Origin of the sequence: Methylobacterium bullatum, from assembly GCF_014845095.1 — a bacterium.
In the GTDB taxonomy this organism is placed as follows: domain Bacteria; phylum Pseudomonadota; class Alphaproteobacteria; order Rhizobiales; family Beijerinckiaceae; genus Methylobacterium; species Methylobacterium bullatum.
The window spans coordinates 1-12,996 of record NZ_NKUG01000193.1 but is presented as its reverse complement, the minus strand read 5'-3'; the positions used below and the strand labels follow the sequence as shown (position 1 = coordinate 12,996).

The following is a 12,996-nucleotide window of genomic DNA, read 5'->3' as shown; positions in this document are numbered from 1 at the left end:
ATCTTCGGCGACGGGCATCAGCGGCAGCGTGTGATGCCCGTCGCCGAAGATGATGATGGATAGGGTCAGGCCCAGGGCCGCGACATACAGAACCGCGAAGAGATCGCGGTTGGCACCGGCCGTGGCGAGCACCAGGGCGGCGAACGGAATACTTTGGAGGGCGAGGATGGCGGCGATGTTCATCTCGGGCACTCCGGCGATGGCCGAGCAGAGTTGGACATGACGGCGCATGGGGCGACACGGGAGGGCGGACAGGAGGCGCCCCTCGGACGGGACGCCATCGGCTCCTTCGGTCGTGCCGGGCTCGCCCCGCCGGTCGGGCGGGGCGAGGGGTCGGTCAGGCGTGGGCCAGGGCGCCGGCCGGAGTGACCGAGCCGTTGGCGACGTGGTGGCGCTTGAGCATCGGCCGGAGGACGGCCACGGCCAGGAACGCGGCGAAGAGATCCATGATCGCCACCGTATACAGCACCGTCGCCCAGGTGCCCGTGGCCTGCATCAGGATGTTGCCGAGCGGGACGAACAGGGCGGCGAAACCCTTGGCGCAGTAGAGCACGCCGTAGATCTTGCCGATGTGCTTGGAGCCGAACGTATCGGCGGCCGTGGCGCTGAACAGCGAGTAGACCTCGCCCCAGGCCAGGAACACGATGCCGGACAGGATCACGAAGGCCCAGGGGTTCGAGCCGAAGTAACCGAGAGCGACGATGCCGATGCCCTCCATGGTGAAGGCGATGAACATCGTCTTCTCACGGCCGATCCGGTCCGAGATGTAGCCGAAGAGCGGCCGCGAGATGCCGTTCATGATCCGGTCGAGCATCAGCGCGAAGGGCAGGGCCGCCATGGCGAAGAAGTACAGGTTGACCTGGAACTCCTTCACGCCGAGATCCTGCGCGATGACGCCGAGCTGGGCCACGGCCATCAGGCCGCCGGTGACCGTGCAGGTGAACATGAGCAGCATGACGTAGAAGACCGGCGTGCGCAGGGCTTCCCCGAGGGTGTAGTCGCGCCGGCTCTGCAGGACCTTGGTCGAGAAGATGACCTGGTCCTTGGCCGGGGAGCGCAGGCCGATGGCGGCCAGCATGATGACCGCGCCCTGGATCAGGCCGAAGATGAAGAAGGCCTGGGCGTAGCTGCCGTGCGAGATCATGCTGGCGATCGGCAGGATCGTGAGGGCCGATCCGGCGCCATAGCCGCCCGCCGTCAGGCCGACCGCGAGGCCGCGCTTGTCCGGGAACCATTTCAGGGCGTTGTTGATGCAGGTGGCGTAGACGCAACCGACGCCGATGCCGCCGGCCACGGAGCCGAGATAGAAGCCCGTGAGCGAGGTGGCGTAGGAGTTGATGACCCAGGCGAGGCCGGTCATCAGACCGCCGAACATCACGACCCGGCTCGGGCCGTACTTGTCGATGAAGTAGCCTTCAATCGGGGTCAGCCATGTCTGCACCACGACGAAGATCGTGAAGGCGACCTGGATCGCGGCGCGGTCCCAGCCGAAGGTCTTCTGAATTTCCGGGACGAACAGCGTCCAGGCGTACTGAATGTTCGCCGCCGCGACCATACAGGCCACGCCGAGGACGAGTTGGAGCCATCGCTTTGAAGGTTGCGCCGTTATGGGCGCGGTCACGGACGTCGCCATGAGCTTTCTCCCTGATCATGGACATGGATACTTGAGGGCTTGGAGATCGAGGCACCCCAGCGGATCGGCTCCCTCGGCCGCGGCAAGTGATCGTCGGGATCAGAAGTCGTCGGCTGGTATTCAGTATTTGGCATATCAGATGTGCTGGCAAGCACCATAATGCATGTAAGGGCGGAGATTTGGTGAAATTTCGCGAAATCTTGCCCTAAAGCGCCCCACGAATGAGCAGGATGTTTCATCCACCACAGCCGGGGAAATTAATCGGGACGGGGCGGTCCCGGGGGTGACGAGAAGCGGGACCATCGAAGCCATCGCATTCCGAGCTGTTTGACTGGCACGGGCAGGCTATGATCGGATCCCTATCGGGGTAGACAATGTCGCGCCGCGTAGACCCGAGTATTCGATCTGCATAAATTATAAAACTAAGAGTTTTTGACATTTACGTCAAAAAAAACAAACACTTGGTATACTTCGTTCCACGGTCCGACGGACCTCGGTTCGGTCGACGCTTCATCGTCGTGACGCCGGGACTGTCCTTGCGTCGCGGGCAGGGGAACCGTGCGCGCGGCCGTCACCCGGGGAGGCGGACGGGAGACGCCGCCGCTCGGAAACCCGGCCTCGCCTACGGCCGGGAAGAGGGCGAGTTACGCCCGCCCCACCGGATAGCTCCGCCCCTTCCACACCGCCGCTCCGGCGCGCTTAGGGTCCAGCAGGACGTTCCACTGGATCGCCAGGGCCACCACTACCCCGAACGGGTGGAGGAGGACGGTCGCGGCCGGCTCGTGGGTGATGAGGGTGATCGCCGCGCGGGTGGCGAGCGACACGACGAGGGCGGCGAGCGCCACCAGACCGGCCGTGGGTGTCGCGAGGCCGAAGGCGGCGGCGAGGACGAGGACGAGCGGCAGGACATGGCCCGCGAGCAGGAGCAGCGTCCAGACCGGGAGGGCGCGGGGCGTGGCCATGCCCTCATGGGCGTTCTTCGAGAACCCGGCCCAGGATTCGGCGAAGCTGCGGTACATCCGGCAGTTGGCGAGCGCGTGACCCGCCACGAGGTCGGTGCGATGACCGGCATGGCGCAGGATCCGGGGCAGGAACACGCCGTCATGCAGGCGTCCGCGGATGGCGCCGTGGCCGCCGGTCTCACCGTAGACGGAGCGGTCGATGAGGACGAGCTGGCCGCAGGCGGCGCCGAGAGCCGGACGGAGCGAGGCGCGCATCATCGGCACGGGGAGGTAGCCGACGAGGAGGAAGTTGATCATCGGCACGGTGAGCCGCTCGCCGAGGCTGCGCATGATCTGGCGCGGCACGGCGCTCACCAGGGCGGCCCCCGTGGCGCGGGCATGGGCGACGAGCCCCGCCGCGGCGCCGGGCGTCAGGGTGACGTCGGCGTCGATGAAGAGGAGGTGCCCGCCCCTCGCCTCGGCCGCGAGGGCGGCGCAGGCGTGGTTCTTCCCCGTCCAGCCCTCGGGCAGGGCGGGAACCGGGACGAGCCGGAGCCGGGGATCGGTCTCCGCCAGGGCGCGGACGAGGCCGGCCGTGGCATCGGTGGAATGGTCGTCCCCGACCAGCACCTCCACGGCGATGCCGGTGCTCGCCAGGGCGGCCCGCACCGTGCCGACGATGGTGCCCTCCTCGTCGCGGGCGGGGATCAGGATCGAGACCAGCCCGTCCTGCGCCGATTCCGGCTCCGGTGTGCGCAGGGCGATGAGGTTCGCGCAGGCCAGGATGGCGGGGAGGAGGGCGAAGGCGAGGGCGACGAGCGCCAGGACGAAGGTCACGGGGCTCTGTCTTTCTCGGAGCTGTGGGCCGGGTCGAAGCGGCGGCCGGTGAGGAGGGCCCGCATCCGGCGCCAGCCGTCATAAACTCCGCCGATACCCTTGCCGCCGGAGGTCAGGGTCGTGAAGCGCTCGGGCTCGCGGGCGACGACGTCCGCGGAGAGCCGGTCGAGGGTGGCGGTCAGGTCGGCCTCCATCCGGGCCAGCCGCTCCGGGCGGGACAGGGCGAGGAGATCGGCACCCCGCACCGGCGTGCCGAAGGCCGCGAAGGCTTCGGCGCCTCGTTCTTCCCAGAAGGCGTAGTCCAGGGCGAGGGGCACGAACAGCGCGTCCGGGGCGATCTCGGGGAGTCTCGCCACTCCCGCGCGCAGGTCGAGCGGGCGGGCGCGGACATCGACGAAGCGTCCCTGCGCCGTGATCCAGAGCATCTGTCCGGGCGCGCCGAGGATCGCGCGGGAATGGGCAAGGAACTGCGCCGCCCCGCGCAGCGACTCGAGATCCACCGGAAACGCGCCGATTCGCCCGAAGACCGCGTATTTCTCCAGCGCCGCCGCATCGAACGGGGCGTGGCTCGTCCGCTCGGGAAACAGGCGGCCGGCCAGGAGGATCACCACGGCCGCGTCCCACCACGACGGGTGATTGAGGACGACGACGACGGGGCCGGGATGGCCGGTACAATCCGGCGCGCCCCAGCGGGCGAGCCGGAGCGCGTTCATGTGGCGGCGCAGGAACCGGTCGAAGTACCAGACCATGAACCGCCAGATCGGTGGCGAATGGCGCGGCGTGGGGGGAGCCGGCGGGCTCACGCGCTCTGCCGCACCTCGCCGCGGGTGTCTCCGCCCTGCGCGTCGGAATCGAGCGCGTCGGCGGCGATCCAACCCGACATCATCACCATGGGCATGCCGGGGCCGGGATGGGCCGCGCCGCCGGCGAGATACAGGCCGCGCACCTGCCGCGAGCGGTTGCCTGGCTTGAACGCGCCCATGAACTTGCCGTGCGAGGCGAGGCCGTAGATCGCCCCGTTGAGCACCTTGTAGCGCTCGTGGATGTCCTGCGGCGTCAGATGGCGCTCGACGACGATGCGCTCTTCGAGATCCGGCATGTGGCCGGTGCGCTTGAGCTTGTCGAGGATCACCCGCCGGTAGGCCGGGAACATTGTCTTCCAGTCGTGATGTGGCCGAAGATAGGGCGTGTGGACGAGGACGTAGAGGGCCTCGCCGCCCTCCGGTGCCACGCTCGGATCGGTGGAGGAGGGGGCGGCGAGATAGGCGGTCGGGTCCGGAGCCGGCTCGCCCTTGCGGTAGATGTAGTCGAACTCCTCCTCCGGATCGCGGGAGAAGACGAAATCGTGGTGGTTCAGGTGCTCGTAGCGCTTGTTCAGGCCGAGATAGAGCACCACGCCCGAACAGGCCGGCTCGAAGCTCTTCTTCTCGTAGGCCTTGCCGACATCGCCGCCGACGAGCTCGCGGTAGGTCCGCACCGAGTCCATGTTGGAGATCACCGCGTCGAACGGGGTGATGCCGGCGGCGGTCTTCACGCCCTTCACCGTGCCCTTCTCGATGGCGAGCCCGGTGACCTCGTCGCCCGGCCGCAGGGTGGCGCCGAGTTCGGAAGCGAGCTTCGTCAGCGCCTCGGCCACCGCGCGGGTGCCGCCCATCGGGTACCAGACCCCCTCGGCGGTCTGCATGTGGGCGATGGCGCACAGCACCGCCGGCGCGCCGTAGGGGGACGAGCCGACATATTGCACGAAGTGGTCGAGCATCTGCGCGAGGCGCGCATCCTTGACCTTCGAGCGGATGGTGCCGGCCACCGACGAGCCCATGCGGAGGGAGAGCACGTCCCGCAGGGTACCGGGATTCATGTTGGCGCGGATGTTGATCGTGTCGAACAGATCCTCCACCGGCTTCCAGAAGAAGAACTTGTTCGAGACGTCGTGCAGGTGCTCGGAGATCTCGAGGAACTTCTTGTAGCCCTCGCCAGCGCCGGTGTTGGGCGCGAAACGCTCCATGTCGGCCGCCATGGTGGGCACGTCGGCCATGAGGTCGAGATGGGTGTCGTCGTCGAAGAAGCAGCGCCATTGCGGATCGAGGCGGCGCAGGTCGAGGTAGTCGTGGATGTTGCGGCCGGCTTCCTGGAAGATGCGCTCCAGCACCTTCGGCACCGTGAGGATGGTCGGGCCCATGTCGAAGCGGAAACCGCCCTCGTGCAGCACTGCCGCCTTGCCGCCGAGCCAATCGTTCTTGTCGTAGAGGGTGACTGTGTGGCCGCGCGCCGCGCTGACGCAGGCCGCCGCGAGGCCGCCCAACCCTGCGCCGACCACGGCGACCGAAGACCCGACCCGCATGTTCATCGTCACTCCCTGGGCCCGGCCGATGCCATGCCTCGCGGATGAAGCTAGACCGGATCGCCGCGCGGTCAACGCGCTAACCGGTCGCGCCATCGGAGTTATCGCCCATTTCAGGGCCGGGAGCGGGGATAGGAGGTCCGGCTCGGCCAGTTTCGGGTTCGAGGTGACGCTCGCTGGCTCACACCACCCGGCGCGCCACCAGACCCACGGCGGCCACCAGGCCCAAGGCCGCCACGGTGATCATCACCCCCCAGGCCGGCATCGCCGCGGCCATGCCTTCGCCGAGCGCCGTCTGATAGGCCTCGATCGCCCAGGCGTTGGGGGTGAGCCAGCCGACCTGCTGCAGCCAGGGCGGCATCAGGAAGCGCGGCACCATGCTGCCGCCCACCGCCGAGAGCAGCAGGACCCCGAAGGTGGAGGCGAGATGCGCCTGCTGGCGGGTATTGGCGGCCGCGCAGGCGGCCAGCGCCAGCCCCGCCGCCATGGCCGAGACGAGGAACGAGGTGACGATCCAGGCCGGCCAGTGCGGGCCGATCTCGACCCCATAGACGAGTGCGGCGGCGGCGAAGATCAGCCCGGCCTGGACCACGCCCTGGATCACCAGGAACAGGAACTTCCCCACTACCACCACGGCGAGCCCGCCGGGCCCGGCCATGAGCCTGTCGGCGAGGCCCGATTGCCGCTCCTCCACCAGGGACATCGCCCCCTGCATGGCCGCGAACAGCAGGAACACGGCAGTGATGGCGCCGGCATAGTAGCTGACCCGCTCGTTGGTGCGGCCCGAGGCGGTGCTCTGGCGCTCCACCAGGGAGGCGAAGGAGAACGGCTCCTTGCGGGCGCGCTGCTCGGCGAAGGCCGAGTTGAGGAAGGCGCGCTCGTCCGGCCCGATCTTGCCCGACCGTTCCACGTCGGCGACGATCCGGGCGAGGACCACGTCCGGCAGGGCCTCGTTGAGGATGCGCTGCAACTGGCCGAGCGCGATCGGCGTGGCCAGTGCCCGGGCGGGGTTCTCTATGAGAATCACCGGCTGGGCGGCCTCGGGCGGGGCTCCGGCCACGGGCGCGTCGAGATCGCCGCGCAGGACCAGGGCGGCGTCCACCTCCCCGCGCCGGACCGCGCCCGTCGCCCCGGCGAGATCGGTGGCCTTCAGCCGCTCGATACGCAGGGAGGTGTCGGCCTCCAGGGCCGCCATCAGCCGCTCGGTGGTCGCCGTGCGGGCGAGGTCGACGAGACCGAGATGGATGCGGATCCGGTCGCCGATGGCGCCCGAGAAGATCGCGGCGAAGATCATGAAGATCACGGTCGGCAGGACGAAGGCCATGACCAGGGCGGCGCGGTCGCGCCGCAGGCTGATCAGCATCACCCGGAAGGCGGCGGTGATCATGCCTCGTTTCCCGTGTGGAGGGTCAGGGGCCGGTCCGGTCCGGCGCGGTCGAGGGCCTCGCGGTAGATCGCGTCCAGACCCGGCGCGCGGATGCGGATTTCCCCCACCGGCACGCCTTGCGCCCGCAGGCTGCCGAGGAGCGCGGTTCCGTCGAGCCCGGCCCGGTGGCTCGCCCGCCAGGTCAGTCCGGTATCGATGGGGGTGAATCCCGCCCGGCGCAGGGCCGCCACGGCGTCCGGGCCGGCGGGATTGGTGAGCGCCACCTCGTGCTCGGGAACCTCCGCGCGGATGCGTTCGAGGAGGAGGGCGAGCCGGCCTTCATGGATGAGCCGCCCGTCCGCCAGGATCGCGACACGGTCGGCGAGGCGTTCGGCCTCGGCGAAATCGTGGGTGGCGATGAGGATCGCGGCGCCCTGCTCCCGCAGGCGGGCGAGCACCGCATGGATCGCGGCGCGCGCGTGCAGATCCACTCCCTGGGTCGGTTCGTCGAGGAGGACGAGGCGCGGCCGCGCCATCAGGCTCGCGGCGATGTTGGCCCGGCGCTGGTAGCCGCCGGACAGGTGGCCCACCGGACGCCGCGCCACCTCGCCGAGATCGGCCAGATCGAGGGCGGCCTGGACTGCCGCCTTGCGCTCGCGCCGGCCGATCCCCGAGAGCTGTGCGAAGACGGAGAGGTTCTCGGCCACGGTGAGGCGCGGATAAAGCGCGATCTCCTGGGGCACCCAGCCGATGGCGCGCCGCGCCTCGCGCTCACGGAACGGGTCGGCACCGGCGATCCGCACGGTGCCGCTCTCCGGCGGCAATCGTCCGGCCACGATGCGCATGAGCGAGCTCTTGCCGGCACCGTTCGGGCCGAGCAGGGCGAGGGTCTCTCCGGCCTCGATCCGGCAATCGACGCCGCGCAGGACGCGATGCCCGCGATAGGCGAGGGTGGCGCCCCGGACCACGACCAGGGGCTCCTGTCCCGGATTCATGAGCGGCGGGGTCAGCGGGGTGGCAGGGCGCGGACGAGGCGTACCCGCACCGCGACCCCGGGCTCGCGCAGGGTGAAGCGCGCGCGGCTGAAATCCGGGCGGGCACGGCCCATCTCGCCGGAGAAGCCATAGGGTTCCAGCGGCAGGCCGAGGCCGGTGCGGTCGAGGCGGCGGTTGCCGTCGAGATCCTGGTAGGCGGCGACCGCGTAGATACCGGGCTCGATCCCGGTGAGGATCACCCGCCGGCTGCGGCCGTCCGCCGGGACGTCCTGCCCGTTGCGGCATTCGGCCTCCGACAGGCCGCCCTGGCACAGGGCGACGTAGACCGTGCCGGCGCCGGGCTCGATCCCCTCCACCAGCACCTCGACCGTGGCCGCTTGCGCGCCGCCGCAGGCCAGGGCGACGGTGAGGGCCATCGCGAAAACGCCCCTCACGAAGCGTCGCCCGACGTGGCGAGCGGCTGGGTGGTGGGGATGCCGGCGGCCTCCGCGCCGACGCGCCCGGCGGAGAGCTCCTCGATGAGGAGGCGGGCGGTGATGCGCGCGCCCTCGTAGATCACCGGCAGGCCCGAACCCGGATGAGTGCCGCCGCCCACGAGGTAGAGCCCCGGTCCGAAGCGGTTGTGAGGGCGGAAATACAACATCTGCATCAGGTCGTGGGCGAGGTTGAAGGTGGCGCCCTCATACACGAAGAAATCGTCCTGCCATTGCGACGGGTCGACGATGCGCTCGTAGCGGATGCGATCCTCGATATCGTCGAGGCCGAGCAGCTTCAGCCGGTCGAGGACGAGGCGGCGGTAGCTCTCACGGGTGGCGGGCCAGTCGATCCCCGATTTCAGGTTCGGCACCGGCACGAGGACGTAGAGGCTGGTATGCCCGGCCGGCGCCATGCCGCCATCGGTGTAGCCCGCGTGCTGGACATAGAGCGAGGGCTGCATCGGCAGGGTGCCCTCGGTGATCTCCCGGATGTTGCGGGCGTATTCCTCCGACAGGAAGATGGTGTGGTGGCCGAGCCCCGCCGGCACTTTCCCCTCGATCCCGAGATACATCATGAAGGTCGAGCAGGAGAGGCGGGCCTTGTCGATCTTGGCGTCGCGCCAGCGCGGGCGGTGCGTCTGAGGCACCAGGTCCTTGATCACCTTGGCGAAATCGCCGTTGATGACCACGGCGTCGGCCTTCAGCGTCTCGGTCCCGCAGACCACGCCGATCGCTTTCTTGCCCTCGAAGAGCACCCTGTCCACCGAGGTGCCGAGGCGGATGTCCACGCCCATGCGGCGGGCGAGCCCGGCCATCGCTTCCGACACCGCGCCGCAGCCGCCGACCGGATGGTAGACCCCGTGCTCGTATTCGAGGAACGACAGGATCGTGAACAGGCTCGGGCAGCGGAACGGCGACATCCCGAGATATTTGGTCTGGAACGCGAAGGCGAGGCGGACCCGCGGGTCCTTGAAGTAGCGCTGCAGGTCCTTGTCGACGCTGCGGCCGGGATGGAGATGGGGCAGGGCGGCGATCATGGCCGGGGAGGCCATGGCGCGCAGGGTGTGGAAGGCCTGTTCCAGCACCGGCTTGAAGAATTTCAGCTTCACCCGGTTGTCGGCGAAGAATTTCCGGACGTTCTTGGCGTCGTCCGGGGCGATGCGGGCGACCTCGGCCTCCAGCCGCTCCATGTCGTTGGTGGCGCGGATCTCGCCGCCTGCCTCGAAGACGAGGTGGTATTGCGGATCGAGCCGTTCGAGCTTGACGTGATCTTCGAGCCTTTCGCCGCAGGTCTCGAAGATGTCAGCGAGAATCTGTGGATAAAGGAAGAAGGTCGGGCCGATGTCGAACCGGTAGCCGCCGGGGGCCTCCACGGTCTTCGTCCGGCCTCCCACGGCCGGGTCCTTCTCGACCAGGGTGACGTGAACGCCGGCGCGGGCGAGAAGAAGTGCCGTCGCCAATCCCCCAGGACCGGCGCCGACGACGATGACGCGGCGTCCTGACAGGGTCCGCAGGCCATCCCGTGACTGAAGCAACGCAATCAACTCCCTCGTCGACGACCTCCGATGGGAAACCTCCCATGCGCCAGGCGTATCGGCATCCGTGCCAAGCTCAAAGCCCGGAGTCGGGGATGCCACCCATACCGGTCTAGCTTGCCGCCTAATCTCGACCGGCGGCAGGGGCGGGACAATTGCCACGGATTGTCGCGTGTCCGCATGAAGGACGCTGCATGGCCAGATGGTGGAGCGCCAATGCCCCGGCGGTGGCCACGTTCAGCGAATCGAAGCCGGCGGCCATGGGGATCCGCACGGTGCGGATCCGCGCCATCAGGCCGTGCGACAGGCCCGGCCCCTCGGTACCGAGCAGCAGGAGCGTGCGGGGCAGCGGCGGCAGCTCGGCGAGCACGTCGTCTCCCCGCGGGCTGAAGGCGAGGGGAACGAGGGCGTTGGCGTGCGCGAAGCCCAGCATCGCCTCCGCGTCGAGGCGGGCGAAGGGGACGGTCAGCGCCGCGCCGGCCGAGACCCGGATGGCCTTGCGGTAGAGCGGGTCGCAGGTGGCGGGGTCGAGGAGCACGCCGTCGGCCCCGAAGGCCGCGGCGTTGCGGAACAGGCCGCCGACATTGTCGTGGTTGGTCAGCCCGACGAGGCCGGCCACGAGGGCAGGGGCCGGAGGCGGCGGAAGGGCGAGGGGAGGCTCCGCTCCGCGCACCCCCACCGCCATCACGCCCCGGTGGATCGGGAAGCCGGCGATGGCGCTCATCACCGCCTTCGAGGCCGTATAGACCGGCACCGAACCGGGCAGGGCGGCGAGCGCATCGGAGAGGGGCGCCACCCGCTCATGGCTCAGCAGCAGCGATTCGGGCGCGAACCGCGCGGCCCCCGAGAGCAGCACCCGCAGGGTCACCTCCCCCTCGACGATGAACCGGCCCTCGCGCCCGACGAGGTCGCGCTCGCGCATGGCGGCATAGGCGGCGATGCGCGGATCGGCGGGGTCGTCGATGGGGATGGGTGTCACCGGTGGCCGCATCCTGTGCCCTGGCGGACGATGCGCGCTACGCGCTCGCGGGACGTCCGCCCATGCGGATGGCGAGCGGGTCCGCCTCTTCCCTGGTGGGCACCTTCACCAGAGCCTCGCCGTCGAGCACGACCTCGCCGGCGACGGAGCAGGTGCATTTGAGCCGGGCGCGGCGGCGCTCGGGGACGAGTTCCGCCACTTCGACGGTGACCTGAACCGTATCGCCGATGCGGACCGGAGCGCGAAAGTTCAGGGTCTGGCTGATGTAGATGGCGCCGGGGCCGGGCAGGCGGGTGCCGAGCACCGCCGAGATCAGGCCGGCGGTGTAGAGGCCGTGGGCGATACGGGTGCCGAAGGGCGTGCGCGCCGCGAAATGCTCGGAGAGGTGGATCGGGTTGCGGTCGCCGGTGATCTCGGCGAAGCCCACCACGTCGGAGGAGGAGATCTCCTTGTTCAAGGTTTCGGACAGGCCGACTTCGAGATCCTCGAAATACAGCACGCGCAGCTCTGGCATCATCGGTCGGTCTCCCCCGCCTCACGTCGTTGTCACGGGCATGATCCCGCGTCTGACGTGTCGCGTCGCACAAGCGGTGCTGCAAATCCAGCGCAAGGACATCGAAAAATCGGCGCTCGACAGGTGTGTCGTACCCAGTCCAAGAGGCGAAGACCTGCCCGCGAGCCGACCCTGAAAACCGATGACCGACGCATCCGCCCCGGCGATTCCCATCTCCCTGCGTCCCGTCGTCCTCCGGGTGGCGGGGCTGAACCTCGCCTATTTCGGCGTCGAGATCGCGGTGGCCGTGGCGATCGGCTCCCTCGCCCTCATCGCCGACAGCCTCGACTTCCTGGAGGACGCGGCCCTCAACCTGCTGATCTTCGCCGGGATCGGCTGGAGCCTGCGCAACCGCGCCCGCCTTGGCATGGTCCTGGCCGGCATCCTGCTGCTGCCCGCCCTCGCCACCGCCTACGCCGCCTGGGAGAAGGTGGCGGACATGGCCCCCCCCGCGCCATTGCCGCTGACGCTCGCCGGCCTCGGGGCGCTCGCCGTCAACCTCACCTGCGCCGTGATGCTGGCCCGCCACCGGGACGGGGGAGGAAGCCTGACGCGGGCGGCCTATCTCTCCGCCCGTAACGACGCCTATGCCAATCTCGCCATCATCGGCGCCGGCCTCGTCACGGCGTTGACGCTCTCGCCCTGGCCCGATCTCGTGGCGGCGGCCGGCATCGCCGTGCTCAACGCCGATTCGGCGATGGACATCCTCAAGGCCGCCCGCGCCGAGTGGCGCGCGGCCCATCCAGCGGCCTGAGAGGTCTCCCTTGCGCCTGTTCCCGATCTCCGACCTGCATCTCGAGCGCCGCCGTCCGGAAACGATCGCCCGGCCGGACGCGCCGTTCGACGTCCTGGTCTGCCCGGGCGATCTCTACGAGGGTCGACCGGAGGCCGGCCTCGCGGCGCTTCGCGGGATCGCGCAGGGACGACCCATCGTGCTGGTGCCGGGCAACCACGAGCATTATGCGCCGACCGGCGATTCACGCACCGCGCCCGCGCTGATCGCCGCCCTCGAGGCGGAGGTGGCGCGGATCAACGACGAGGGGGAGGGCGCTCCGGTACACCTCCTCAACCACGGGGCATGCGTCGTCCTCGACGGCGTGCGCTTCGTCGGCACCACCCTGTGGAGCGACTGGGCTCTCGCCGGCCGCTGGCTCGACGAGACCGTGCCCGACCGCCCGGCCGATCCCGTCGCCTATGCCGCCGCGCGGATGACCCACCCGGTGACGGGCTCGCGCGAGTTCCGTGGCTCGATCCGCAAGGGAGATGGGAGCGTCTGGTCGCCGGCCGACGCCATGGCGGCGCATCTGGCGCAGAAGGCCGAACTCGCCGCCGCCCTCGCC

Annotated in this window: 13 protein-coding genes; 2 read left to right on the top strand and 11 right to left on the bottom strand. The window is 69.6% G+C overall.

Annotation, left to right across the window (positions count from 1 at the left end; translation table 11 throughout):
* The 11 genes from MBTS_RS21495 to croR all read right to left on the bottom strand — a co-directional run.
* The coding region (locus tag MBTS_RS21495) for a hypothetical protein (protein ID WP_244973611.1) at window positions 1-231 on the bottom strand (231 nt) is incomplete at its 3' end.
* 106 nt (window positions 232-337) lie between these two features.
* Complete coding sequence (gene oxlT, locus MBTS_RS21490) at window positions 338-1,633, bottom strand: oxalate/formate MFS antiporter (RefSeq protein ID WP_056149589.1); 1,296 nt, start codon at window positions 1,631-1,633, stop codon at window positions 338-340.
* 644 nt (window positions 1,634-2,277) lie between these two features.
* The gene (locus MBTS_RS21485; protein ID WP_192216431.1) at window positions 2,278-3,411 is read right to left on the bottom strand and encodes a glycosyltransferase family 2 protein; all 1,134 of its coding nucleotides are present in this window, start codon (window positions 3,409-3,411) and stop codon (window positions 2,278-2,280) included.
* A complete protein-coding gene (locus MBTS_RS21480; protein ID WP_192216433.1) occupies window positions 3,408-4,160 on the bottom strand; it encodes a lysophospholipid acyltransferase family protein in 753 nt (250 codons plus the stop codon). Before MBTS_RS21480 ends, MBTS_RS21485 begins: the two co-directional genes overlap by 4 nt.
* 50 nt (window positions 4,161-4,210) lie before the next feature.
* On the bottom strand, window positions 4,211-5,752 hold the full coding sequence (locus MBTS_RS21475; RefSeq protein WP_192216432.1) for a phytoene desaturase family protein: 1,542 nt from the start codon (window positions 5,750-5,752) through the stop codon (window positions 4,211-4,213).
* 181 nt (window positions 5,753-5,933) lie between these two features.
* Window positions 5,934-7,139, bottom strand: coding sequence for an ABC transporter permease (locus tag MBTS_RS21470; RefSeq protein ID WP_056149582.1), 1,206 nt, complete (start codon window positions 7,137-7,139; stop codon window positions 5,934-5,936).
* On the bottom strand, window positions 7,136-8,113 hold the full coding sequence (locus MBTS_RS21465) for an ABC transporter ATP-binding protein (protein WP_192216430.1): 978 nt from the start codon (window positions 8,111-8,113) through the stop codon (window positions 7,136-7,138). Before MBTS_RS21465 ends, MBTS_RS21470 begins: the two co-directional genes overlap by 4 nt.
* Before the next feature lie 11 nt (window positions 8,114-8,124).
* Window positions 8,125-8,529: a DUF2141 domain-containing protein gene (locus MBTS_RS21460; RefSeq protein ID WP_056149572.1), complete on the bottom strand. Its 405-nt coding sequence runs from the start codon at window positions 8,527-8,529 to the stop codon at window positions 8,125-8,127.
* A gap of 14 nt (window positions 8,530-8,543) precedes the next feature.
* Window positions 8,544-10,124 carry a phytoene desaturase family protein gene (gene crtI / locus MBTS_RS21455; RefSeq protein ID WP_192216429.1) on the bottom strand — a complete coding sequence of 527 codons (1,581 nt, stop codon included), beginning with the start codon at window positions 10,122-10,124 and terminating at the stop codon, window positions 8,544-8,546.
* Between the two features lie 124 nt (window positions 10,125-10,248).
* A complete protein-coding gene (locus tag MBTS_RS21450; RefSeq protein WP_056149567.1) occupies window positions 10,249-11,115 on the bottom strand; it encodes a TrmH family RNA methyltransferase in 867 nt (288 codons plus the stop codon).
* A gap of 25 nt (window positions 11,116-11,140) precedes the next feature.
* Window positions 11,141-11,620 carry a 3-hydroxybutyryl-CoA dehydratase gene (croR, locus tag MBTS_RS21445; protein ID WP_018043624.1) on the bottom strand — a complete coding sequence of 160 codons (480 nt, stop codon included), beginning with the start codon at window positions 11,618-11,620 and terminating at the stop codon, window positions 11,141-11,143.
* Between the two features lie 178 nt (window positions 11,621-11,798).
* On the opposite strand from croR, the gene MBTS_RS21440 reads away from it, so the two are divergent.
* Both MBTS_RS21440 and MBTS_RS21435 read left to right on the top strand, forming a co-directional pair.
* Window positions 11,799-12,410: a cation efflux transmembrane domain-containing protein gene (locus MBTS_RS21440; RefSeq protein WP_018043623.1), complete on the top strand. Its 612-nt coding sequence runs from the start codon at window positions 11,799-11,801 to the stop codon at window positions 12,408-12,410.
* Between the two features lie 10 nt (window positions 12,411-12,420).
* The coding region (locus MBTS_RS21435) for a metallophosphoesterase (RefSeq protein ID WP_192216428.1) at window positions 12,421-12,996 on the top strand (576 nt) is incomplete at its 3' end.

Coding starts and splice junctions, on each gene's coding strand:
- oxlT (WP_056149589.1), bottom strand. CDS start 1,633: ATGGCGACGTCCGTGACCGCGCCCATAACGGCGCAACCTTCAAAGCGA.
- MBTS_RS21480 (WP_192216433.1), bottom strand. CDS start 4,160: ATGGTCTGGTACTTCGACCGGTTCCTGCGCCGCCACATGAACGCGCTC.
- MBTS_RS21475 (WP_192216432.1), bottom strand. CDS start 5,752: ATGCGGGTCGGGTCTTCGGTCGCCGTGGTCGGCGCAGGGTTGGGCGGC.
- MBTS_RS21470 (WP_056149582.1), bottom strand. CDS start 7,139: ATGATCACCGCCGCCTTCCGGGTGATGCTGATCAGCCTGCGGCGCGAC.
- MBTS_RS21465 (WP_192216430.1), bottom strand. CDS start 8,113: ATGAATCCGGGACAGGAGCCCCTGGTCGTGGTCCGGGGCGCCACCCTC.
- MBTS_RS21460 (WP_056149572.1), bottom strand. CDS start 8,529: ATGGCCCTCACCGTCGCCCTGGCCTGCGGCGGCGCGCAAGCGGCCACG.
- MBTS_RS21450 (WP_056149567.1), bottom strand. CDS start 11,115: ATGCGGCCACCGGTGACACCCATCCCCATCGACGACCCCGCCGATCCG.
- croR (WP_018043624.1), bottom strand. CDS start 11,620: ATGATGCCAGAGCTGCGCGTGCTGTATTTCGAGGATCTCGAAGTCGGC.
- MBTS_RS21440 (WP_018043623.1), top strand. CDS start 11,799: ATGACCGACGCATCCGCCCCGGCGATTCCCATCTCCCTGCGTCCCGTC.